Source organism: Vibrio sp. R78045, from assembly GCF_042466085.1.
GTDB classification, from domain to species: Bacteria; Pseudomonadota; Gammaproteobacteria; order Enterobacterales; family Vibrionaceae; genus Vibrio; species Vibrio cyclitrophicus.
Map to the genome: position 1 here is coordinate 52,493 of NZ_JAXHBS010000015.1, position 21,981 is coordinate 74,473.

A 21,981-nucleotide genomic window follows, 5' to 3' on the forward strand; every position below is an offset into this window, starting at 1 on the left:
CTACCATGACAACAACAGGAAGTTATTGATATGAGCGAGAATGTACCATTTACGAAAAAGACAAAGCGTTTTTGGCTAACGCTTTTGGGAGCCGTAATGTTTGTCTTTGGCACGCCAACATTGACGAATGCGGCTGAAGATAAAGCTCTAAAGGGAGCTGTGGATTATTATGTTTTTGGTTTAACGTCCAGTGAGAGCCTGCCGAACAAAGACAGCAGTGCGGCAGCTGGTATTGCACGGATTACATTGAATTGGCTAGCTTACCAAAAAGAGAGTGATACCGGAGCTTTGCAGCTGAGGGTTGATCATAAGCACGGTTATACAGATAGTACGCCCTCTGAATTTGTCATGGGTAATGTCGGAGGGTTTGGTTTAATCCAACCAGCTTTTAGTGATATAGGTTTAAGGTTAACGAATCTTTATTGGACACAAACCTTTAATAAACAATCTACCGATATGATGGTTGGTTTTTTAGATACGACTGATTATGTTGATACTTATCAGTTGGGTAACCCTTACTATGGTTTTTCTAACTTACAGTTTAGTACCGGTTCCGGTTCCATCCCAATCCCAGATGAATCAACATTCGGCGGCGTTCTACGCCATATGATGTCGGAAAACTATTATTTTTATGCAAGTTTCTCTGATGCAAAAGCTGATTCGACTAAGCCTTTCGATGGTGTTGAACAGTTCATCAATGATAATCAATATTTTAAGTCCCTAGAAATAGGTTGGGTGGAGTCGAAAGACGATTTTTATTTGAAGAATTCACACCTAACAGTTTGGCACAGTGATGGGCCAAAAGAGAAAGCTAGCGAAAACTATGGCGCAAATTGGTCGTCCATATATAAAACCGGCTCATGGATACCATTTTTCAGAGCCGGGGTCGCGCAAGGACCTGAGGCTCTATACAAATCTTCGGTCGTGTTTGGCACAGGATATAGTGGGGTAGGGCCTGGAATGCTTGGTATCGCTCTAGGTTGGGCTAAACCTAATGCCGAACTAGATGATTCTTATAATTCAGAAATCTATTACCGCATGAATTGGGGGGCTCTCTCGTTAACTCCTAATGTGCAATATCTTCACACTTTACCGTTTAACTCAAAAGCCGATGACAGTTGGATTATAGGTTTAAGAGGCAACCTTCACTTCGGTTTTTAATGTAAGCCAAGCCGTTCTTACCTAAATCATAACGGGAGAGCGGCTCTTTACGATGAGGCTTCAAATCTGTACCTAGAAATTAAATTAATTACCAATAATTAATTTATAAAAAACACGAAATCTACGTACCTTGGTTTGAATGTTAAATAACATTCGTGAACCCATGATTACCAAGGGCGTACATAGTATTACTAAGGGAAGAAGAAAAGGTTACTTCTCTCGAGACAAGATTCAGCAGGATTACAATGTGCTTGAAGGAGCGCGCCAAAGAATATTGTACCTTCTCGACAACTTTAGCCACTTTTATGTCTCGTTTTCCGGAGGGAAAGATTCTGGTGTTCTTTTGAACTTAACTATCCAAGAATCAAAAAAACGTGGCCGACTGCCTGTTGATGTACTCATAGTAGATTTCGAAGCCCAATACCACGAAACTCATGCTTTTATTGAGCGTATGGTGCTTCGTGGCGAAGTAAATCCGTACTGGGTTTGCTTACCGCTTAGTTTAAGAAATTCAATTTCACAATTTCAGCCTAAATGGCTTTGTTGGGATCCAGATAAGGAAGCGCAATGGGTCAGAGAAATACCACAACATGAAGGCGTGATTTCTGATTTGGAGCATCTCCCGTTTTTTAAAAAAGGCATGGAATTTGAGGATTTCGTCTTTAAATTTGCTCATTGGTACCAAAAAAAGAAAGGCACACCAATTGCTGTGCTCATTGGTATACGAGCGGATGAGTCTTTACATCGTTTTAAAACTATTAAAAATCGCGCCAAAAAGAAATTTGATGATAAATATTGGACGACTCAAATGCAGGGCGACGTCTACATGGCTTACCCTCTTTATGATTGGAAGACTCCAGATATTTGGGTCGCGAACTCGCGCTTCAATTGGGATTACAACCGTATTTACGACTTAATGCATAAGGCCGGCGTCCCTCTTTCACAGCAGCGACTTTGCCAACCTTTTGGAGATGAGCAAAGAAAAGGTCTGTGGCTATATCAAATATTAGAACCTGATACCTGGCAAAAATTGGTTGCCAGAGTAGAAGGGTGTAACTTTGGTGCTCGATACTCAAAAAGCCAGGGGCGTATCCTTGGTTATTATCGCTTTGAATTACCACCGGGACTTAGCTACCGGCAATACAGTAAATACCTTCTGAAAACCATGCCGCCACATGTAGAAAAACATTACCGAGACCGAATTTTCAAGTTCTTACAGTGGTGGCGAAAAAACGGTCCTCAAAAAGGAGTGACCTGCATCCCTGATTACGCAGAGAGTAAATTGGAATCTAGGAAGCAAGTTCCAAGTTGGAGAAGGATTTGTAAAGTTCTGATTAAAAACGACTATTGGTGCAGAGGACTCTCTTTTGGGTACAACAAGTCCTTAGCAAAACAATACCATGCCCTCTATGGAGAAGAGAGTGATACGAATGGAAAGTGAACCTACTCTAGCTTATCAGCGTCGCACTAAGAAGCCGTTGAAACCTATCAATAGCACGAACAAACAAGCCATTGATAAGGTCGCAATTTACAATAAAGCGGCCAAAGTACTCATCGAGCTTATTCCTGATTTACCGCCAGCTTGTCATGTTGAAATGATCCCACTTGATGAGATAGAAGCTAACCAATACAACCCAAATAAAATGGCGCCTCCAGAAAGCAAGCTCCTAAAAACGTCGATGGAGAAAAATGGCGTAACCATGCCTATTTTAGTTAATCGACTTAAGACATCCTTGAAAAAATACGTCGTCATCGATGGGTTTCATCGTTATCAATTATTGTTGAATCACCCTGAGCTACAAGTATTAAAGGGTTATATTCCTGCAGTGGTGCTTAATTTGCCTGAAGAAAAGTGTATGGCGGCATCTGTTCGTCATAATCTTGCGCGAGGGTCCCATCAAGTAGAGCTCACAGCAGACCTGATCATTCAGCTTAAAGGAATGGGTTGGACGAATAATAAAATTTGTTACGAACTAGGGATGGACCAAGATGAGGTTTTACGATTGCAGCAGGTCACTGGCCTTGCTGCAGCCTTTAAAGATCAGGACTTCTCTCAATCATGGGAGTAATCACCTTTCTTCAGATGAAAACGATGACGAACGTTATTCGGTTCATGTCTAATTATGTGCCTAATTTAGTATGTAATTACTATTTTATTCTAAAAGCTAAGCGCTAGAGTCCTTGATTCTAGCGCTTTTTTTGATTTTAAAATTCTGCCCAACATAACGAAGCGGGTAGTGGTCATATAAAAAGCAATGTCGAACCAATGAAAGGTAACCATTTATGGATAGTACAAAACAGGTTATGGATAATGTGAAACCATCAATGACCGTGAAGACGCCTTCACTTATCGGAGGGGCGTGTATCGTCGCATGTATTTGCGTTGGTGCAGGGATGCTTGGGCTCCCAGCCGCTGGGGCTGGAGTTTGGACCATAGGAGCTTTAATGGCTTTGGTCTTCACCATGATTATCATGACAACCAGTGGCTGTTTGTTGCTCGAAGTTTTAAAAGATTACCCTTACCGATCATCTTTCTCTTCCATAACGAAAGACTTGTTAGGTAAAGAGGTTAATTTCTTTAATAACCTAATGATTTACTTTGTCGGGGGGATCTTGCTGTATGCCTATATCACCTCTTCAGGGCTAATTTTGAATGAATATTTTGGTATTGCCCCCCAACTGGCCTCCATCCTTTTCGTTTTGATCTTTTCTGGGCTAGTTTGGCATTCAACAAAAATGGTCGACCGTATTTCGATTGTCTTAATGCTATTTATGATCATTAGCTTTAGCTTTGGCACCGTAGGTCTTTGGTTTAATGTCAATCTCAGTACTTTGCTTGATACTGCTCATCTGAAGTTTGAGTATGCACAATACGTGTGGGTCTTTTTCCCCATTGCCTTGACCGCGTTTGGGTATCACCATAGCGTCTCAACATTACGAGATTACTACCGTGAGGAAAGACTCGCCCAAAAAGCCATCATGGGCGGAACGATCATTGCTCTTTTTACTTACACCGTTTGGTTAATGAGTATTTATGGGAACTTACCAAGAGTAAATTTCGGACCTATCATTGCCGAAGGTGGCAATATAGACACCTTACTCATTAGCCTAAAAGCGGTATTAGCAGAAGAGACGTTATCAAATGTCATTAGCGCTTTTTCCGCGGCCGCTATTTTGTCGAGCTTTATAGGGGTTGGCTTGGGGGTATTCGATTTTTTAGCCGATTTATTCCAATTTGATGCCACTTCGAAAGGCAGAACCAAAACCTGGGCGGTCACGTTTATTCCGCCGTTGATTTTCTCTCTTCTCTTTCCTTTCGGTTTTCTAGCCGCAATTGGTTATGCCGCATCGGCTGCGGCAATTTGGGCGTGTATCGTACCGGCATTGCTAGCTAGAAAATCTAGGTTACAGAAAGCCATTTCTAACACCCAAGAAGATAATGAGGAACAACATCAGCAAGCGAAACCTTATCGAGTACCTGGAGGAGAGTTGGTGTTGATTGGGGTATTCATTTACGGTGTGGGCATCATTGTTATCAACGTATTAGTCATGTTCGAAGCTCTGCCTGTTTTTAACGGCGTATAATCTTACTCATTCCTAAGTGGCACTCCGTGTCACTTAATCTTCCACCCAAAAACTTTCAAATTAGGGCTAGTGCTCCTCAACCTAGCAGTGACTCTGTAACGTTATATTTAACCTTTAAGCTACCCGTGTATTTTTGCTTTTTCCCATTATGTATCACGGGGGTAAATTCGACCTACCTATCAGCATTCACATAACCCAGCTCTAGTTGCAAGCTTGCGCGCTAGTTTCTAATTGTGAGTTATGTAACGTAACTATGTATTAGGGACAAATCATTTTATTTCTCGTGGTAAGTAATTGTTATAAAATGAGATAAACCTAATACTAGGTAGGTAGCCTACCAGGGCACGTATAAGAGTTTTATACCTAATTGCTTATATATCGAGGAAGATATGGAATTGATAGACAAACTAGATGTTGCTGACGAATACCTTGAGTTAGCAATTGAGTGTTTTTTGCATACGGGTAAGTACGCATCAGCCATTCACCTCGCAGGAGCAGCTCAAGAACTCTATGGCAAATGGTTGAGGTGTAATCAATCAATGGATTTGACTACTATGGTTCTCAATCAGCTTGAAAAGCATCACAAGGAAAGCGGTAAAGAGTTTAACCGTAAAGATATTATTAAAACGGATAAGAGAACAAAGAATAGCTTGAAGCATATGGACAATAAAGAAGATCGCTTTACGCAGCTTAACCTAAAGCTTGATGCCTTTGTTTTACTAGCAGAAACTTTGACAGAACATCGAATCTTAGAAAGACAGGTTTCACCACGCATCCAAGAGTTTACAGACCATATATCATCTATGTCGACTATTTCATAGGAAGCTCAGAACCTTTTTTACTTATGAAAGTTCAATATAAGTAATGAAAATTTGTTTAAGCGCTATGTACTTCATTTATTTTGTTAACTTTGGATTAGGATAGAAACATGACAACAAGTGATTATATTGCATTGGTCGCTTCATTTACTTCTATAGCTGCATTGATAGCTACAGTATGGCAGTTAAAATTAACTAGGTTACATAATATAAAATCTATGAGACCTGTGTTAGATCTAACCGGAAATATCCTAAGAAACTCAAGAATACAATATATCCTGACTAATCATGGCGTTGGACCAGCCTTTGTTACTAAAGTTAGATATTTTGTTAACGATAAGTGCTATTCAGAATGTAATCCTGAAGACATAAGCAATATCATACACGAACTTGGGTACTCTAGACCTGTATTAGATTTTAACTGTATGACTCAGCTTGAGAATTGCCCACTAGGAGTCGACAAACAAGTGATATTAATCGAATTCCTCGGCACCGAATCAGACGATCAGTATTTTGACTATATGAATAATCTGCTTTTGAATTTTACGATTGAAGTCGAATATAAATCCGTATACGAAGAAACATATATTGTCAGACTTGCTAAAAATCAATGACGTTACTAATACTGAACTTACCTTAGAGTTCGATAATTTATAAAAAAGCCGAACCCTCTCGATAAAGGTTCGGCTTCTTTCTCCTTGATATGACCAAAAAGGAGGACTAGCAATTCTAACAAACAAGGATATTTTTCGTTCTAGTCACAGCTACCTTATCAGTAAGAATCACATTATTTAAGCTCGTGCTATTTGGGCTTTGAACTCACGTTGGGAAAACCATACTTTTCTAATCCTATTTCTTGATATTTGCTATCGCCCTAGCAAGGCCAAGTAAGTGTGTTGAAGTTTTGATTTCTAATTCAGACTGAATCCCCAAAAGCGCAATCCCTGCTAGTATTTGTTGTGGTCTCACCACTTGCCCTGTCGGCAGCTCTATCCTGTCGTATAACATTTTGAACTGTACCCAATCTTCACTAATGCTTAGTTCCCGACCTTTTGCCATTCTCATAAGCCTTTTGCACTCGGGCGGAATAGGATTCCCCTCATCCCAAGCTGTGACTGTTCTCACAGTTTTAAAACACAGTTCAGCGACCTCTTCCTTGGTCATTTGGCACTCTAACTCTCGAAAAATGTAATTCTTACTCATTTCGCGATACTTCAATGATAAAACCTCTAAATACAAGAGGTTGAACTGAATTTATAAGATATGCACCATTAAACATAATCAGACAAAGTGCGCACTAAGGTGTGTCTAAATAGGTAAGCCCAGCTCTAGGCTGGGGCTAAAAAACGAAACGAATAACAATTAAGGCGTGACAGCAACGGCCTCTATTTCAATCAGGGCATTTAGAGGAAGCTTAGAAACTTCGATGCAGGTTCTCGCGGGGAAAAAATTGGCGCCGTTCTTAATAAAGAAATCGTTATAAATTTCATTTACCACGGAAAAGCTCATCATATCGGTAAGGTAGACGGTTGTTTTCACTACATCTGACATGTCAGCGTCTGCATGGAGCAAAATCGCTCTCATGTTCTCTAGGCACTGCACGGTTTGCTTCTCCAGACTACTTTTGACCAAAAGTCCGGTATGAGGACTCAATGGTAATTGACCTGAAGTGAAAATTAGCCCACCGGTGATGACCCCTTGAGAATATGGTCCTATCGCTTTTGGGGCTGCTTGAGTATCAATGATTTTGCGCATGTTTTCCCAATCCTATTCGTTTTATATGTCTCAACCAAGCTATAGGATTAGCTGAAAAAACACTTATTATTAATCATAATTAAAAATAAGTTACTGATAGAAAAGAAAAATGTGTAATGAATTTGCTTCATTTGGTTTGGGGCTTTGACGTGCGAAGCACGGACAAAGCCCACCATCTGGCTAACTAGCCGATTCACTAACTAAAACCCCCCGCTCGAGCTTTCGGTTTTGAATCTCTCTACGTGTTCAATGAAATCACAGAAATCCTGCTTACTTTCAATGTGAGAGCCAGATTGCTGTAACACAACATTTAAAGCCTTCACCATTTGACCTACTGGCGGGTTAAGGGCAGCGTTCATTTTACTTTTTCTAGTGAAGTTCTGCGGGCGGAGGATAGAAGTGGCGTAAACGAACCGTTGAAACACAGCCCAAGGACAGAGTAGGGCACAAACACAAAGCATACTCAGACAGCACTTGACCGCGAAAGTGAAAGCCTGTCTAGCCCTGATTGTGACCGGAACGGCCAAGACAACGTAAAGCACGTTGTTTGTGATTGAAGATGGCTTGGTTAAGCCACCGAAGAGTGAGGAACGAGCGAGGAGGTTCGCGAAATAAAGCGGGTAGCCCGTAGGGTGCTTCAAGTGAAGAGAAAACTTTAGAAGGAGTTATCTTAAACTTTCAGCGTATTCCTGCATAACCCTAGCATTATCGCCCTTAACTTCGTGACCACATAACTCTCCGTTATTACTAATCAGGGGGCTAGAGTACGCAGGAACTACTTGTGTAGCATAGCTCATGACAGTGCCGTAATTCGAGCAACGATAAGCACCCGCGTAAGGCTTTACCTTGTTTCTATTACCAGGGAAAACTTGCTCATTAATCCAAAACTTACCACTTTCAGTATCTGGCTGCTCATGCATAGCCCAAGCTAAGTGCCCAAATTCGTGTTCTAAAACGGTAACAGGAAATCTTTCAGATAAGACAATAAAGCTATCATTCATATTCATCATTGTCATGCCGTGAATCTCTTGCTCAAGGACGACAGGGTGATTCTCACCAAGAACGACCACATACTGCTCTATTGGGTTACTTCTAAGATGGTCAATTTCGGAAGCACCTACTTCTTCTTGTAAGGCAGAATGTAGAGAGGAAACAGATGAAACACTCTTTGGCATAGATATAAATCGGCTCTCTTTAAAAGAGCGAATAATAGGTACACAAGAGTTAGCCAATATTGTGTTAGACATTGCCACGGCTTCATGCAGTTTTCCGACAATTTCATTTTTATACACAACGGACTCATCAATATAAAAAGTGATCTTTGATTGAACTGGCTTGTTAATCTCACATTTAGGAAATATTAACTCAGGGCTAAGATTGCGCTGGCTTATCATAATGGCAAAAACACTCAGCAAACTACCCCATATAATAAATTTCTTATGACTTTTATTCATCATATTACACACCACATACCATAGAGCACGATCTACCTCCTTCCTTGGAAAAATTTGTGAATTACTGCTTGGGGGATATGGTTACTCAAATTCATACAAGAATATAAAATGCAATGTATGTGGTACCCGCTATAACAAAGATTCACACGAAACTACATATTTTGATGGTGACGATGATAGCCTCTAAATCAAAGTTAACACGAAGCTTTTAATCATTAATATCGAGCCCAAAGTTAACAAGAACACGACAGCACGGTAATTATTTTTATTGTCCGTCACTTCAGTACTATTCCGGCCACCTTGAGCAACCAGAGCACTCAGAACTAAGATCACAATGGCGCTATAAGCATAGTAATCGCTTAACGAATACTGTTTGAAAGATGGGACTAAAAACCAAAGTACGCTTAAAAAGAGTAAGGCGATATTTAAGTAAATAAGTATAAGAAACATTCTTCTTGTTAACATTACTCCTCCCTAAACTCTCTTCGCTGATAATAGATAAAGAGCAAAAACAACACCAGATAACCCGCTTGCAGCGCAATAATACTAATGTCAACCGCCTCCCAAGGATTAAAGTGAAGCTGTGTTATCGAGTAATAAACAAGGTCATAAAGTAAAATAAACAAATTATGACCAGCATGAATGGCAATGACCACTTCTAAGCGGCGATATCGCTCAAAGACCCAGCATAAAAATACCCCTGACATAAAGGCGTAAAGTGCCCACTGATGTATTGAAGCAAATATTAAGCTTGAGAGTAATGCGGCACAGGTAACCCCCAAAACGGATCTGAAAATAACAAACAACAAATAACGAAAGAGAAGCTCTTCTATCACGGGGGAAATAAACACACCGTCCATAACGCTGCTTAACACACTCAACCAATCAATCACACCATCATCGGCTGAAAACAAAGGCGTGAAATTGTAGGCTTGAGCCTGCCAATAGCCTGGAGAAAACCAATCAAAAACAACATATTGAATATAATTTGATATAGAATTCAATGAGATCAAACCAAGCAATACCAATACGCCTTCACCCCATGTACATGTATTTCTAGGCCAAGAGGTTGAGTACTGCTTCCAATGCTTATCTCGCCGAGCACCAATAAACAACGCGAAAAAAGCGCTAACGGGTAACAAGTAGTAGGCGATAGCTGAGTAGAGCACTCGATCCAAACTCGGATTAAGTGCCCACTCTCGGGTAATGAGCAGGTAGTAATCAAGCAGGATATAACTTGGAAAAAAATAACCTATATAGACTACCACCACAGCAGAGATCATTAACCGCATCGTAAATTACTCCGAAACCTAACGGCCTCCAATACGGTTACTGCCACCTTTGTCGTGGCGGTCGTTCATATCGCTGCGCGAACGAGAACGAGCCTGTGCTGCACTATCTCCCGAGCTATCTCTTCGCTGGCGATATTCGCTATAACGAGCTCTTGCAACTGGTGCGTGTGCTCTATCAAGCGAATCACGGATCCAGCTTCCAATTCCACGACCAGGATTCCCTCCAACAACTTGCTCAATCTCATGAACAGTAGCTAATACTTTCATTGTTAAACTCTCCCTCATACATAAAACAACATAAAATCGACGGTTCCAAGAGAGAGCGGACGGACAACTGACCTGTCGGTTTAAAATCTGTTGTATTCCGACCTAACCTCCCTGATTGGAGGTTAAAAAATTAACGTGCTTATTCGGGAGAAAGTATTTAATTATGGCTAATTTATGATGGCGCATTGATTTTCTTAGTTATTGATTATTCGAGTGGTTTTCCTTTGCATCAAGATATTTCCCCAAAAAAAATCACTCGTAATTACTGTTTAATAAGCTGAGTTTTTTCTCCACTCCTTCTAGCATGGATAGAGCCCCTAACCACCCATAAACTTGCAATTTGACCTAAACAGTCCAAGTCACCAATCCAAGGAATAAAAAGAAAAAGGAATTATTATGTTATTTCGCCGACAAGTTCTTGAAGCAAAAAAACAAACGCTAACAGGTCGCGTCGTTTTAATTCAGCCACTGTCCTTGTATGGTATCAGTGCGGCACTTTTCGCTCTCTTTGTTCTCATCTTGTTCTATCTCTCGCAATTTGAGTTCGCACGTAAAGAGACTGTGAAGGGATACCTAGCTCCACAAAAAGGCGTCATCACTTTATATTTTGCTCGTTCAGGGGTACTCAATCAGCTCTGGGTAGAGGAAGGACTAGAAATCACAGAGGGTCAGCCGATTGCACGGATTCAAAATAGCCAAGGCTTAACCAGTGGAAAAGAGCGAACCACAGCTCTCCTCCAAGAAATAGACACACAGTTGAAAATGTTGGAAAAAAAGCGAACTATTTCTGACGCCCTGTTTAACAAGCAAACTCTCACTTTGCAGCACCAGTTAGAGCGCCTGAATCAAAGTTTAAGCGCAATTAACAAAGCCAAACAAACCAACACCATACGCCTTGACCTACAAACCCAACTCTATGAAAAACGACAAACCTTATCTCAAGATGGATACCTTTCAGCAACAGCCTTGATAGAAGCCCAAGAAGCGTTATTAGAATACCAAGAAGCAAATCAAACAATAGATAAAGAGGTAAGTTCGCTTCAGGTCGAGATAACACAAATACAAACCCAGCAACAGTTGCTGCCTGAACAACACAACTTAAAACTACTTGAGATACAACAACAGATCTCTTTATTACAGGCCCAAAAAGTAGAACTAAACAGCGAATATGAATTTACACAGAAAGCGCCTAAGCAAGGCACTGTTACAGCGATTCAGGCCAAAGTAGGGAGCCAAGTATCCCCAAGTACACCGATTTTAAGTATCATCCCCACCAACTCGCCCCTTGAGTTAGAATTACTCCTACCTACCCGCTCTGCTGGTTTTGTTCAACAAGGTGATATAGTCAATATCCGCTTTGATGCTTTTCCTTACCAGAAATTCGGCTTAATGACTGGTGCTATCACGAGCATTGACAAAGCTTTGATCTTGCCAAGTGATAAAGCCCTTCCCATTCAAACAGAACAAGCCATGTATCGAGTAACAGCCTCTTTACCAGATCAATTTATGAACGCCTATGGTGAAGAATTTCCATTGAAAACAGGCATGTTAGCTGAAGCTGATATTATTTTAGAAACGCGCACGCTCCTAGAATGGTTACTTGACCCAATATACGCGATTCAAGGTAAGCTTTAATGAGCGAACCGCACTAAAAAGTCAGCTTAAATGTTAGACAATGACTAAAATCGAACTAATCAGAAAAGAGGTTTTGGTTTCTAAGCCAAGTTGAGCGCATGTGCTCTGCTGTAAATTGAGTTTGATGATCAAATGCCATCTTTAAGCCTGGGTGGCTCATTGCGAACGCGACGGCGTTCGGACTGCAGCCTTCAATTTCAAAAACTTCATAAGCAAGCGATATAAGTACCTCTAATACCAATGAAGGCCCAGACAAGAAGAGCGTTACATTATTACTTGATCGTAAATGGTCATACCGATAGTCCGAAAAACGAAGCCAATACTCCTCGCTCTCCATCACTCTATTGTTAACGTCACAGTCGCGAGAGTTGAAAATATCATCAAATATAATGCCGTTATCTTCCATATAACGGTAACGACTGCTCATCATCGTTAAGACAATTCTTATTAACTTGGATCCCTTAGGCGCTATCAGCACATTGTTGTTGAACTCGCCCACACTATTTTTGGCTTTCGTTAATGCCAAACCCTCTTTGTGAACGGGAGGTAAGATAAAAGGGTGGAATAGTTTATCTTCAGTTATCGCAGCAACATCTTCATGCAAGCTTTTGATTTGCTCTTTATCATCATCAAAAAATGTCGCTACGATGTTCTCTACTAGCTGATGATCACCTTGGCACCGTGCAAAACGAGTCAATTGCTGAGCTCGAAACACATTCATGACGAGCTCGGCTTTAAGTACATCGACCATGTTATTCCTCACCCACTCAGGAAAGCGCCGATTTGTTTTAGGAAAACAGTGCTCAAAACTTGGGAGTGTGTCGAAATCAACGTACATCCCCCCCTGATGATAAAGAACCAACAACCGAACGATATCACTCGCTGCCGCTAAATTATTTCTCAGAAGTACTTCGTACAGGTAGTAAGGTTCTAAATCAAAGCCGCTAAATACAAATAATGAGTCAATGGACGCAATATCTATCAAGGTAACTAGTTTCGTTAGCCGGTAGTAACGATGCCTAACACGGTAGAGCCTATGTTCAAGCTCAGTTGCGATGTCGGCATCATAGACTCGAGTATGATCAATTAACCATTCATCGAGGTGTTTCTCCTGACTTGCTACAAACGCCTCAAACCAGTCACTTTGGTGCTTTATCAAGGCCACATCTTCATGACTGCAGTGGTGTATTCGACAGAGAACGTCCTTAATCTCACTAGCAAGTAAACAGCGGCTATCGTAATAGATGAATGTATCGTCTTGGCAAACTTCTTCCCACACATCAAAATATTCAAGCTGGCGCTCGCCCAAACAACCAATCCAAACAAAAAATACCTTATCTAGCATCACAAGATCTTCTGGTTCGAGCCAACTAATTCGCTGTAACACATCTCGAGCAAGATATTGTTCCTTGTCAGCTAAAAGCAATTCGTCCAATAACCGAATGAAAATAGACATAGATTCTTGATTTACCTGCCCTTGAAGCGCCAGTAGCTTCTCTACGAAACCACATGCTTTTTTCTTATCAAACAGCGTGGACTCAGAACTATTGATAAGCTCAAAAACAAGTTGGAGATTGTTATCTAACGCACTGCCAGCTGTCATATTCATCACCAATTGTCATGGAATTTTCGCGTAACAGCTCGACATCAAACACAGTGCGACGCGTCCCTTTATAGGATGGAGATAGGTAGATTTTTTTGATGTCGTTTAGATACTGTTCGCTCAACTCGCCCATTGGTTCGATTTCAAAAGGGGCATACTCAAGGCGAAGTTGATGCTGATAAAAGTCCCAGTTTCCTTGAGCTGAAAAAGAGAAGAGAGCAGGCTTGTCAGCCATAGGCAACGGAAATTGAGCGACAAACAGTGATAACAAGTACGTTCTCATAATGTGCTCCATATATAAAAAGGAATACCTGATTGAAGAGAAAAGTGAGGTAAGTGAACGGCATACCCCACGATAGTCATCTAAAAACCAATACCTAAGACGAACGGCTATTACAGCCTCCGCTCCAATCACGGTCCTTTGATGAATTTCCTTTTTTCTTCGCTGCTTTATGCAACTTTTTAGGTTTAGAGGTACAACCGTCGTATCCCTTCCCGCCCACAACCTTATCAAGCATGTCCTCTGATAATGACGACACTTGTTGGCACATAACTTTCTTCATTACTCATCCTTAACGTAACCAATGTTTTATCCCTGACTAACGCCTTCTTTACAGAGCTTGGCGCTTGCGTAAACAGAAGACCTACCTACAGCCTACAGGTATTTAGCCCTAGCTATATCAAGGCTTAAATACCATCAGAACCACAATTAATTTATGAGTTAATTTATTGATAACCCTCGATTCTTATTGGTTTATCAACCTAGGGGCATAAAAATACTACGAATCAAATGGCCGACTCCCTCATAGATAATTAATCGTAATTTCTCCTTTAATAACATGTCATTAGCCGTAAATACTCATAAGGTTGGGTGAATTTAAACAATCAAAAAAGAGCACAGCAACTCGTTGTTCAAACTATAAAAAGCATGCACAGGCCCCCAATGAGCACCTCTCACAACCAAAGAACACAGAGTATGTTAGGACACCCCCATAACCTTCTTCATCGATTGCATTACACACATCTAAAACGCGTACCTTTGGTGATGCAATCCGAAGTATCAGAATGCGCATTAGCGTGCGTTGCGATGATTTCCGGATACTACGGTTACCAAATCAATGTCGCCTCACTTAGACGCCTGGTAAGGATTGGTACACAGGGCATGAATTTAAAACAGGTCATGGAATTAGCTAGTCGAATAAGGCTGACAGCACGAGCGGTACAATGTGAAGTAGAAGAGTTAGATCAGCTTTCTTTGCCATGCATTATTGGGTCCATCTGCATAAAGGTACGTAATGCGACATAGGATTATGGCCGAGCTCTAACTCGCATGATTGTTTGTCTGCTGGTTTCGAATTCACGTGCGATGGCTGAGATTGCCACTCCGTTTTTTATTCTTTCTTTCACTTCCTCTTGTTGAGCCGCAGATAAAACAGATGGCCGCCCTAATGGCTTACCTTCTGCTTTGGCACGGGCGAGGCCAGATTGTGTGCGTTCGATCAATAGATCACGTTCGAACTGTGCGACGGCATTGATGACGTTCATTGTCATCTTTCCGGCGGAACTGGTGAGATCGACGCCACCAAGAGCGAGACAATGAACTCGAATACCTACTTCTTCAAGCTTTGCAACTGTAGTGCTGACATCGATGGCGTTACGACCTAGCCGGTCAAGTTTTGTGACAATAAGTACATCCCCTTTCTCCATTCTATCCAGAAGTTTGGAAAAACCTTCTCTCTGCGCGATAGCCATGGAGCCTGAGATTGCCTCTGTGATGATACGGTATGGCTCAATGGAAAAGCCCGCGGCTTTGATTTCTTGGATCTGATTTTCGGGCGTCTGGTCGACCGTAGAGACGCGGGCGTAAGCAAAGGTTCTAGACATAAGGCAATTAATTACGAAATGGGTGTACGTAACTATAGCTATGTCCTATAGTATTTCAAGGTAATTTTCGGACAGGCTTTGAAACCCTGTCCGCAATCGTTCCTTTTCGGACATTAGATATTAAGGTCATCTATGGCAAGAATGCGTATCCTCACAGCCAATGAACACGAACTTTTCGACAATCCGCCTTTGTTCGATCATCGTGACCGCAAAAAGTTCTTTGATTTCCCCAAGTCACTGTTAGAAATTGCTACGACTATGCGCAATACAGATCATCAGATCGGTTTTTTGGTAAGTTGCGGATATTTTCGTGCTACACGGCGATTCTTTGGAGCTGCCGTTTTTTTAGAACGTGATATAGCCTATATTGCCAACCAGCTTGGTCATTCGCCCCCAACGCACCTCCAGTACCCAGATCGGACACGCCAGCGTCACCAGAAACCTATTTTGGATTTCTATGGTTTTACTACTTTTGATGATGAAGCCTGCGAAAAATTGGTCACTGAGATAGTAACGATGGCCCGGATGCATCTGAAGCCCAAATTGATCTTTGATCGTTGCGTAGATTTTCTGAACCAGCAGCGTGTACAACTTCCATCAGCCTATAGGTTGAGTGATTTAATCAGGGTGGGATTACAGAAACGCAAAACAGAGTTGGTCTCGCTTATAGAACTGTATTTGCCAGATGATGCCCGTAATCTTCTGGACGGCCTTTTCACTGCATCGGAAGGTCAAAATCGATATCGTCTAACTCTCCTCAAGAAACTGTCACAGTCCACGAAACCCACTAAGATCAAAGAGGCCGTGGCTGATTTTGAAACCTTGTCTGACCTCTATCGCCAGTTAGAGTGGACCCTGACACAACTAGAACTTGGCACCTCTGGTATTCGATATTTTGCGGGTAGCGTCCTCAAATCCCGGATGTTCCAACTGCACCAAAGAAGCCAAGCCGATCGACACTTGCATGCCACTGCCTTTATCGTGCACCAGTTTTATAGGTGTCAGGACAATATGATTGATTTGTGGCTCAGTATCATGGCTTCTTTCAAATCTACCGCTGCCCGTGAATATCAGGAAACACTTGCACAAAGCCGAAAAAACCAGCAGCGTCAGATCACATCTATTGTTGACAGCCTAGATGTTTCTGTTTTTAGTGTTTTGCGCAATATTCGAAGCGTCATGGCGGCGGATAGTCTATCGGATACGAACAAAATCGAGGCAATTGAAAAGCTTCTGGCTCACAGTAAAACTGAAGGTTTTGACCAACTCAAAGGTGAGTTGGCGGATACGGTCTACAATAGCAGTTGGTACGACATCTTAGAGACACGTTCGCTGAAGCTGCAAAACCGTCTCAGCCCTGTGTTGCGTGCTTTATCTTTTATGCCAACCACACGTGTTAACCCCTTACAAAAAGCGGTTGATCATTTCAGATCAGATAGAGAGATGTCCGCTGTTCAAGCACCTGTGGATTTTCTTGATGCAGAACAACGGGCTGTGCTTATCCGTGACGATGGTACGTTCCGGATATCTCTGTACAAGGTGTTTTTGTTCCAAGCTATTACCACGGCCATAAAATCTGGCGACCTGAATGTGGAGGAATCTTATAAATATCGTCCGATGGATACCTACCTGATCGGCAAAGAAAGGTGGAAAAAGGACAGGTCCCTCCTTTTAGAGCGAGCCGATTTGGAGGAGTTATCTGATCCTAAATCTGTGTTGGCACTGATGAAAAGCATTTTATCTAGACAATATGAGACGACCAACAATAACGCAGCCACCAATCCATATTTAAAGCCTCGCAAGGATGGGGCATTCCACATCGCCACTCCAGCCATGGATGCCAGTGAAGATGATCCCTTGGGTGCTCTCTTTCCTCAGCGGCACGATGTACCACTCGCGCAGGTCTTGGAAACCGTCAATAATCACTGTGGCATGCTGCGAACCTTTGAACATTGGCAGCAAACCCATGTGGGGCAAGCTCCATCTCACCCCGCCCTTTTGGCAGGGATCATGGGATTAGGTTGTGGGATTGGTGTTCGAAAAATGGCACGGATATCGTCCAGCGTCACCGAAAATGAGTTGGATCACACCGTGAATTGGCGGTTCTCCTTGGACAATATCAGAGCGGCCAATGACGCTGTCGTCAAAGCTATGGACGCAATGGAATTACCCAATTTGTATAGACAGACCCAAGATAAACTGCACACCGCTAGCGATGGGCAAAAATTCGAAGTACGTGGCGACAGCCTGTACGCCAGCCGGTCATTCAAATACTTCGGACAAGGACAGGGCGTCAGTGCTTATACTTTCGCTGATGAACGTAATTTCCTCTGGCATTCCCTAATGATCAGCGCCGCCGATCGAGAAAGCGCCTTTGTAATCGATGGGTTGATGCACAATGATGTAGTTAAAAGTGATATCCATTCCACAGATACCCACGGTTACACCGAAGCGATCTTTGGCCTTACCCATATGTTGGGTTTTTCGTTTGCACCTCGCATCAAAGGGGTTGGACAACAAGCCCTCTATGGCTTCAAGCCCAGAACCCAAGGTGCGGAACACTGGGTTATCCGGCCGGATAAAACGGTCAATGAAACGGTTATTGTCGAAAACTGGGATGATTTTTTACGCTTGGTGACGACCATCAAGCTCAAGGAGAACACAGCGTCCGACATCTTCCGCCGACTGAACTCCTACTCCCGTCAGCATGCTCTCTACCAAACGATGAAAGCCTTTGGGCAAATCATTAAGTCTCTGTTTATACTGCGCTACGTAGACGATTTAGCGCTACGACAAGCCATTGAAAAGCAACTCAACAAAGTCGAACTGGCCAATCGATTCACGCGCGCCGTCGCTGTCGGAAGTCCTCGTGAATTCGCCCAGACAGAAAAGGAAGAGCAGGAAATTGCTGAGGCCTGTAATCGTTTGATCAAAAATAGCATCATATGTTGGAATTATTTGTACCTTGCGCGCCAGGTTGAAAAGGCACCAGACACTGAGACCAAAGAAAATTTACTGCGGCAGATATCGGCACATTCGCCGATGTCCTGGGCCCATATCAATATGCTAGGTGAATACGATTTTTCAGAAGAAAAGCTCAAAGATACACTCGGAATTCTACCCCCGAAAAAGGCTGAATAAATCACATGACAAAGCGGGGGGTAATGAATATAAGAAAAAGGCAGTAAGTCCAATACCTTACAGAAAACTCTATGTCGCATTACGTACCTTTATGTAGACGAACCCAACTTAGAACCCAAGGAAGTAAGTTGTTCCTCCTCCGTTTTTAGTTGGCTAATAATTGGGTTGATAGTTGCGTCCGTCATAGTTACTTACCGTTGTTTGCTTAACCGCCAAACAAATTATAAACACAACCGTTAACAAAAAAACCACTTCATAAGTGAAGTGGTTTTTAAACTATCGCCATACATGAATAACAACTATATAACTGCCGTTATACCTTTCTCATCAATGATATTCAAAAGACGCAATGCAGCCCCTTGAGGTTTAGTTTTACCTTGCTCCCACTTTTGAACGCTTTCGCTACTCATATTCAGCACAGTTGCTAAAACAGCTTGGCTTATATGCTCACGCTTTCTCAACTTCTGAATTTTGGCTGCGGTCATATCTTCACGCTTAGCACTCATAGCCAAGGCATCAATTTTACGCATGGTTAACTGATCAATTGAGCCGTTGGCATTAAAGCGCTTCGCCATTGCTTGCATTCTTTCTAAACGATCATCCATCATTTCTAACCTCTCTTAGCAGACCATCTAAGATGTTTTGTTCAATCTGTTCATCCGTTAAGCTACGGAAGCTTTCACCGAGTAACTTGTAGGTTTCCAATAACTTACCTGGTATTTCTTTACCTTTTTTTGGGACGTCTTTCTTTCGCCAACCATCTATGAAGAACACCCGATTACCTTTTTGAATAGCTATAACACTTCGGTTTGACTCTCGTTTACCTTGACCTGGTGACGGAACACGCTTTTTATATAGCTTTCCACTTTGTAGCTCACCATCATGCAAACCATTGTTAAGCTCATTCGCCACCTTAACGATAATTTCATTATCTAATCTGGCTTTAATCATCAATTTTTCAAATTCGTCAGTGACATAAATCTTCACTATTCCCACCTCCAAAGTGTAGTAAAGAATACCATAGTTTCAATTTTGACAACAACTTCAAAACGCCATCTCTGTTGCTTCTGTTAGCTGTTCTGTTAACACATCAATGTATTCTAGCGACATTGACGGATCTGAATGTCCTAGAGTGCGCTGTATGACGCCCAAAGCCACTCCTTGGCTATTCATGATAGTTGCAGCACTGCGCCGCCCTGAGTGACTGCTACAACCTTTGAATCCTGTCCGTAGGTAGATATTTCGAATCATCAGTTCAAGCACATCACAAGCAGAGTAATCAACCCTATCCCCATTCTGATTAATCCTAGTCTTACGCTTCATTGAATAGCTTCGACCTCTATTGTTGAGCACTAGCTTGCTACTTGGGTTTAGTCCCTGATAACTATTATTAAATGTAGTCGCCCAATTACGCGCTTTGCGATAATCAATCCACTCTTGGATCATGTGTTTTGCCACCCGACCAAGCCAGATTGAACGGGGTTTTCTCCTTTTACACAGCGAAGCTCTAAGATGGATTTCGTCTTTAATCTTGCCTGTAGGCATAATCACATCTGCAACAGTGATTTGGGCGAGTTCACTTACCCTTAGAGTAGAAAAAGACAGCGCGATAACCACACGTTTTAGCTCTGCGTTTTGCATGAGCAAACACCGCTTGAGGACTTTATTAATTTGGGATGTCGTGAGGATATGAGCTTTTGATTTTGCTTTAATCATGTGTGCGATTCCGGTCGAGAGAGGAAAATACACACATCACCTTTTTAGGCGTGTTAGTGATGATAACACACCAGTACATAAGCCTTTGGGGGAAAACGGGTAAAGCACAAGATGTGGTGTAACCGGTTCGTGCAAAAGCCACTAGATAGAGTGATGGTAAACTTTCGCTTCACCGTTGGTCAGTTTTGCCAAAAGTTTACCAGTGCTCAACACAACAAACGCCTTCATGAATAGTTTAATGAGTCCTTGTTTACGTATGGTTCATGCTGGCTGCTATATGCTTGCATGTAGAGTCAGTATGAAGCCGACAGAGCGAAGCGGCGTCAGTATCACTAATCTAGAGAAAACTGATCATTTTGAGGATTAGGATCAAAAAACCAAGCGAAACCAAAACGAGTTACAAAACCTTAACATTTGGTGCAATTATGTAATTAACTTTCAGAATGCTTTTAGGGGGCAAAGTGAAAGAAGAGGGTAGGTTTTTATCCTTTTCCTCGATTTTGCAAGTGAAGCTTGCAAAAATTGCACTAAACTAGCCTATTTAACATATTGTAAATAACACGCTGCGAAAAATAGGATGCAGTAAAATAATGAGCGTGTTTTGATGAGAGAAAAGATTTGGGTGCACCTTGGCATGAATCACAACACTGAATCAGGAAGAGGCTTACGCCCCTTCCTGCCCAGCTACCTTACCATTTCGTAGACAACAAAGCGTGCTAGAAAATCTGTGCTTCCATCTTTATATCGAACCTCGCAAAGCGAGTCTTGAACAATCAAAAGTCCACACAGAACGGTGAAACAAATCACCATCAAGCCCATCAGGGCTATTTTACTCTTTGGCATTTTTTGTTGCCTCCTAGTGATAAAGAGGCTAATATTTGTAGTGTTGAGATACATACATTGCCTCGTAAGTTTTAATTAACTTTCGGGGCTTTTGTCTATCTGCCACAAACAAAAATGGTTAAATGATTGCTCATGACAAACAGCCAAGAGCACCCGCAAGTAGTATACCACGACTCAATAACGCTTTGTTAATCCTGTAGTAACCACCCATCCGCTTCTTTTGAACCCATAAATATCATCAACGAACTTTTCGGGGAAATGTGCGTAATACCCCAATCCTTTTGTTTTTATTAAGATCTCCGCAAGTGAAATAAGATCTTTTATGATCCCATGAGTCGTTGTACGACGAATACCAGAACGCACTCGCGCAGCGAGTAAGAAACGCTCTAATCGTTCCAGATGAAGTTTAACGGATTGATGAAAGTAACTGGCACAGAAATTGCCCGTCGCCGTACAAGAATGCGCGAGCGAAGCGAGTAAGATATGCGTTGTTGGTTGAACAATACTGTTTCTTTTTATGGGGGTTCCACTGGATTAGGAGTTTATGTGCAATAGGTTCCTGTCGTATGACAAAAGAAAGGTACAGCGCAGCCAGCTATTGGTTTGAATTTATGTTGTTTGTAGAGATTATGCTGGCTGTGGGGCCCGTCAAAAGCTTCTTTGTTACTTTTTAGTTCGATGATATTAAATGCTTTTGATGGGAGGTACTTTTAGTTTTCGAGTTGGATCGATCAGTTTGACGTGGGTGATAAGCTGACGTCGCTTCGCTTTGTCGGCTTCATACTGACTCTACATGCAAGCATATAGCAGTCAGTATGAACCTTAAT

The 21,981-nt window shown here is 41.9% G+C and carries 22 protein-coding genes; 9 read left to right on the forward strand and 13 right to left on the reverse strand.

Features of this window, described 5'->3' with window-relative positions; translation table 11 throughout:
• Positions 1 to 30: 30 nt before the first annotated feature.
• The 6 genes from SJY39_RS19050 (at position 31) to SJY39_RS19075 (ending at position 6,178) form a co-directional block, all read left to right on the forward strand.
• Positions 31 to 1,161, forward strand: a complete 1,131-nt coding sequence (locus SJY39_RS19050) for a carbohydrate porin (RefSeq protein ID WP_132974790.1) — start codon at positions 31 to 33, stop codon at positions 1,159 to 1,161.
• Between the two features lie 163 nt (positions 1,162 to 1,324).
• Positions 1,325 to 2,602 carry a DUF3440 domain-containing protein gene (locus tag SJY39_RS19055; RefSeq protein ID WP_019824712.1) on the forward strand — a complete coding sequence of 426 codons (1,278 nt, stop codon included), beginning with the start codon at positions 1,325 to 1,327 and terminating at the stop codon, positions 2,600 to 2,602.
• Positions 2,592 to 3,230: a ParB/RepB/Spo0J family partition protein gene (locus SJY39_RS19060; protein WP_122055526.1), complete on the forward strand. Its 639-nt coding sequence runs from the start codon at positions 2,592 to 2,594 to the stop codon at positions 3,228 to 3,230. Before SJY39_RS19055 ends, SJY39_RS19060 begins: the two co-directional genes overlap by 11 nt.
• Before the next feature lie 214 nt (positions 3,231 to 3,444).
• Positions 3,445 to 4,746 carry an aromatic amino acid transporter gene (locus tag SJY39_RS19065; protein WP_390242585.1) on the forward strand — a complete coding sequence of 434 codons (1,302 nt, stop codon included), beginning with the start codon at positions 3,445 to 3,447 and terminating at the stop codon, positions 4,744 to 4,746.
• A gap of 389 nt (positions 4,747 to 5,135) precedes the next feature.
• The gene (locus SJY39_RS19070) at positions 5,136 to 5,567 is read left to right on the forward strand and encodes a hypothetical protein (protein ID WP_372216742.1); all 432 of its coding nucleotides are present in this window, start codon (positions 5,136 to 5,138) and stop codon (positions 5,565 to 5,567) included.
• Between the two features lie 107 nt (positions 5,568 to 5,674).
• Positions 5,675 to 6,178 (forward strand): hypothetical protein, encoded by a 504-nt coding sequence (locus tag SJY39_RS19075; RefSeq protein WP_390242588.1) that lies wholly within the window; start codon positions 5,675 to 5,677, stop codon positions 6,176 to 6,178.
• A gap of 235 nt (positions 6,179 to 6,413) precedes the next feature.
• On the opposite strand, the gene SJY39_RS19080 is transcribed toward SJY39_RS19075, so the two are convergent.
• From SJY39_RS19080 to SJY39_RS19100, 5 genes are all read right to left on the reverse strand, one after another.
• Positions 6,414 to 6,782, reverse strand: a complete 369-nt coding sequence (locus SJY39_RS19080) for a regulator (RefSeq protein ID WP_390242590.1) — start codon at positions 6,780 to 6,782, stop codon at positions 6,414 to 6,416.
• A 144-nt stretch (positions 6,783 to 6,926) separates the two neighbouring features.
• Complete coding sequence (locus SJY39_RS19085; protein WP_390242592.1) at positions 6,927 to 7,319, reverse strand: RidA family protein; 393 nt, start codon at positions 7,317 to 7,319, stop codon at positions 6,927 to 6,929.
• Between the two features lie 665 nt (positions 7,320 to 7,984).
• Positions 7,985 to 8,776 carry a hypothetical protein gene (locus tag SJY39_RS19090; protein ID WP_390242594.1) on the reverse strand — a complete coding sequence of 264 codons (792 nt, stop codon included), beginning with the start codon at positions 8,774 to 8,776 and terminating at the stop codon, positions 7,985 to 7,987.
• A 461-nt stretch (positions 8,777 to 9,237) separates the two neighbouring features.
• On the reverse strand, positions 9,238 to 10,065 hold the full coding sequence (locus tag SJY39_RS19095; RefSeq protein ID WP_390242596.1) for a CPBP family intramembrane glutamic endopeptidase: 828 nt from the start codon (positions 10,063 to 10,065) through the stop codon (positions 9,238 to 9,240).
• Between the two features lie 18 nt (positions 10,066 to 10,083).
• Positions 10,084 to 10,332 carry a hypothetical protein gene (locus SJY39_RS19100; RefSeq protein ID WP_390242598.1) on the reverse strand — a complete coding sequence of 83 codons (249 nt, stop codon included), beginning with the start codon at positions 10,330 to 10,332 and terminating at the stop codon, positions 10,084 to 10,086.
• A gap of 474 nt (positions 10,333 to 10,806) precedes the next feature.
• On the opposite strand from SJY39_RS19100, the gene SJY39_RS19105 reads away from it, so the two are divergent.
• Entirely contained in the window at positions 10,807 to 11,967 is a 1,161-nt protein-coding gene (locus tag SJY39_RS19105; RefSeq protein WP_390242600.1) for an HlyD family secretion protein, read from the forward strand.
• A gap of 55 nt (positions 11,968 to 12,022) precedes the next feature.
• Here the strand turns inward: SJY39_RS19105 and SJY39_RS19110 are convergent, their stop codons facing one another.
• The 3 genes from SJY39_RS19110 to SJY39_RS19120 all read right to left on the reverse strand — a co-directional run bounded on the left by SJY39_RS19110 (position 12,023) and on the right by SJY39_RS19120 (position 14,133).
• A complete protein-coding gene (locus SJY39_RS19110) occupies positions 12,023 to 13,570 on the reverse strand; it encodes a TcdA/TcdB catalytic glycosyltransferase domain-containing protein (protein WP_390242602.1) in 1,548 nt (515 codons plus the stop codon).
• Positions 13,545 to 13,853 carry a hypothetical protein gene (locus SJY39_RS19115; protein WP_390242604.1) on the reverse strand — a complete coding sequence of 103 codons (309 nt, stop codon included), beginning with the start codon at positions 13,851 to 13,853 and terminating at the stop codon, positions 13,545 to 13,547. The genes SJY39_RS19110 and SJY39_RS19115 overlap by 26 nt, the downstream gene beginning before the upstream one ends.
• Positions 13,854 to 13,947: 94 nt before the next feature.
• Positions 13,948 to 14,133 carry a hypothetical protein gene (locus SJY39_RS19120; RefSeq protein ID WP_390242606.1) on the reverse strand — a complete coding sequence of 62 codons (186 nt, stop codon included), beginning with the start codon at positions 14,131 to 14,133 and terminating at the stop codon, positions 13,948 to 13,950.
• Between the two features lie 413 nt (positions 14,134 to 14,546).
• Here SJY39_RS19120 and SJY39_RS19125 point away from each other — a divergent pair, with 413 nt between their 5' ends.
• Positions 14,547 to 14,876, forward strand: a complete 330-nt coding sequence (locus tag SJY39_RS19125) for a cysteine peptidase family C39 domain-containing protein (protein ID WP_390242608.1) — start codon at positions 14,547 to 14,549, stop codon at positions 14,874 to 14,876.
• 2 nt (positions 14,877 to 14,878) lie between these two features.
• Here the strand turns inward: SJY39_RS19125 and SJY39_RS19130 are convergent, their stop codons facing one another.
• Entirely contained in the window at positions 14,879 to 15,454 is a 576-nt protein-coding gene (locus SJY39_RS19130) for a recombinase family protein (protein ID WP_390240562.1), read from the reverse strand.
• Between the two features lie 132 nt (positions 15,455 to 15,586).
• On the opposite strand from SJY39_RS19130, the gene SJY39_RS19135 reads away from it, so the two are divergent.
• Positions 15,587 to 18,595, forward strand: coding sequence for a Tn3 family transposase (locus tag SJY39_RS19135; protein WP_390240564.1), 3,009 nt, complete (start codon positions 15,587 to 15,589; stop codon positions 18,593 to 18,595).
• A gap of 299 nt (positions 18,596 to 18,894) precedes the next feature.
• Here SJY39_RS19135 and SJY39_RS19140 read toward each other — a convergent pair whose 3' ends face one another.
• The 4 genes from SJY39_RS19140 to SJY39_RS19155 form a co-directional block, all read right to left on the reverse strand.
• On the reverse strand, positions 18,895 to 19,203 hold the full coding sequence (locus SJY39_RS19140) for a DNA-binding transcriptional regulator (RefSeq protein WP_048661534.1): 309 nt from the start codon (positions 19,201 to 19,203) through the stop codon (positions 18,895 to 18,897).
• Positions 19,193 to 19,582, reverse strand: a complete 390-nt coding sequence (locus tag SJY39_RS19145) for a type II toxin-antitoxin system RelE/ParE family toxin (RefSeq protein WP_390242610.1) — start codon at positions 19,580 to 19,582, stop codon at positions 19,193 to 19,195. Before SJY39_RS19145 ends, SJY39_RS19140 begins: the two co-directional genes overlap by 11 nt.
• Positions 19,583 to 19,639: 57 nt before the next feature.
• Entirely contained in the window at positions 19,640 to 20,311 is a 672-nt protein-coding gene (locus tag SJY39_RS19150) for a tyrosine-type recombinase/integrase (RefSeq protein ID WP_390242612.1), read from the reverse strand.
• Between the two features lie 684 nt (positions 20,312 to 20,995).
• On the reverse strand, positions 20,996 to 21,208 hold the full coding sequence (locus tag SJY39_RS19155; protein ID WP_390242614.1) for a Hok/Gef family protein: 213 nt from the start codon (positions 21,206 to 21,208) through the stop codon (positions 20,996 to 20,998).
• Between the last annotated feature and the right edge of the window lie 773 nt (positions 21,209 to 21,981).

Bases quoted from the DNA above. Each gene is read 5' to 3' on its own strand.
- SJY39_RS19135 (WP_390240564.1), top strand. From the start codon at position 15,587: ATGGCAAGAATGCGTATCCTCACAGCCAATGAACACGAACTTTTCGAC.
- SJY39_RS19070 (WP_372216742.1), top strand. From the start codon at position 5,136: ATGGAATTGATAGACAAACTAGATGTTGCTGACGAATACCTTGAGTTA.
- SJY39_RS19090 (WP_390242594.1), bottom strand. From the start codon at position 8,776: ATGATGAATAAAAGTCATAAGAAATTTATTATATGGGGTAGTTTGCTG.
- SJY39_RS19075 (WP_390242588.1), top strand. From the start codon at position 5,675: ATGACAACAAGTGATTATATTGCATTGGTCGCTTCATTTACTTCTATA.
- SJY39_RS19085 (WP_390242592.1), bottom strand. From the start codon at position 7,319: ATGCGCAAAATCATTGATACTCAAGCAGCCCCAAAAGCGATAGGACCA.
- SJY39_RS19065 (WP_390242585.1), top strand. From the start codon at position 3,445: ATGGATAGTACAAAACAGGTTATGGATAATGTGAAACCATCAATGACC.
- SJY39_RS19155 (WP_390242614.1), bottom strand. From the start codon at position 21,208: ATGTATCTCAACACTACAAATATTAGCCTCTTTATCACTAGGAGGCAA.
- SJY39_RS19055 (WP_019824712.1), top strand. From the start codon at position 1,325: ATGATTACCAAGGGCGTACATAGTATTACTAAGGGAAGAAGAAAAGGT.
- SJY39_RS19140 (WP_048661534.1), bottom strand. From the start codon at position 19,203: ATGATGGATGATCGTTTAGAAAGAATGCAAGCAATGGCGAAGCGCTTT.
- SJY39_RS19110 (WP_390242602.1), bottom strand. From the start codon at position 13,570: ATGACAGCTGGCAGTGCGTTAGATAACAATCTCCAACTTGTTTTTGAG.
- SJY39_RS19095 (WP_390242596.1), bottom strand. From the start codon at position 10,065: ATGCGGTTAATGATCTCTGCTGTGGTGGTAGTCTATATAGGTTATTTT.
- SJY39_RS19130 (WP_390240562.1), bottom strand. From the start codon at position 15,454: ATGTCTAGAACCTTTGCTTACGCCCGCGTCTCTACGGTCGACCAGACG.
- SJY39_RS19050 (WP_132974790.1), top strand. From the start codon at position 31: ATGAGCGAGAATGTACCATTTACGAAAAAGACAAAGCGTTTTTGGCTA.
- SJY39_RS19100 (WP_390242598.1), bottom strand. From the start codon at position 10,332: ATGAAAGTATTAGCTACTGTTCATGAGATTGAGCAAGTTGTTGGAGGG.
- SJY39_RS19120 (WP_390242606.1), bottom strand. From the start codon at position 14,133: ATGAAGAAAGTTATGTGCCAACAAGTGTCGTCATTATCAGAGGACATG.
- SJY39_RS19150 (WP_390242612.1), bottom strand. From the start codon at position 20,311: ATGATTAAAGCAAAATCAAAAGCTCATATCCTCACGACATCCCAAATT.
- SJY39_RS19060 (WP_122055526.1), top strand. From the start codon at position 2,592: ATGGAAAGTGAACCTACTCTAGCTTATCAGCGTCGCACTAAGAAGCCG.
- SJY39_RS19125 (WP_390242608.1), top strand. From the start codon at position 14,547: ATGTTAGGACACCCCCATAACCTTCTTCATCGATTGCATTACACACAT.
- SJY39_RS19115 (WP_390242604.1), bottom strand. From the start codon at position 13,853: ATGAGAACGTACTTGTTATCACTGTTTGTCGCTCAATTTCCGTTGCCT.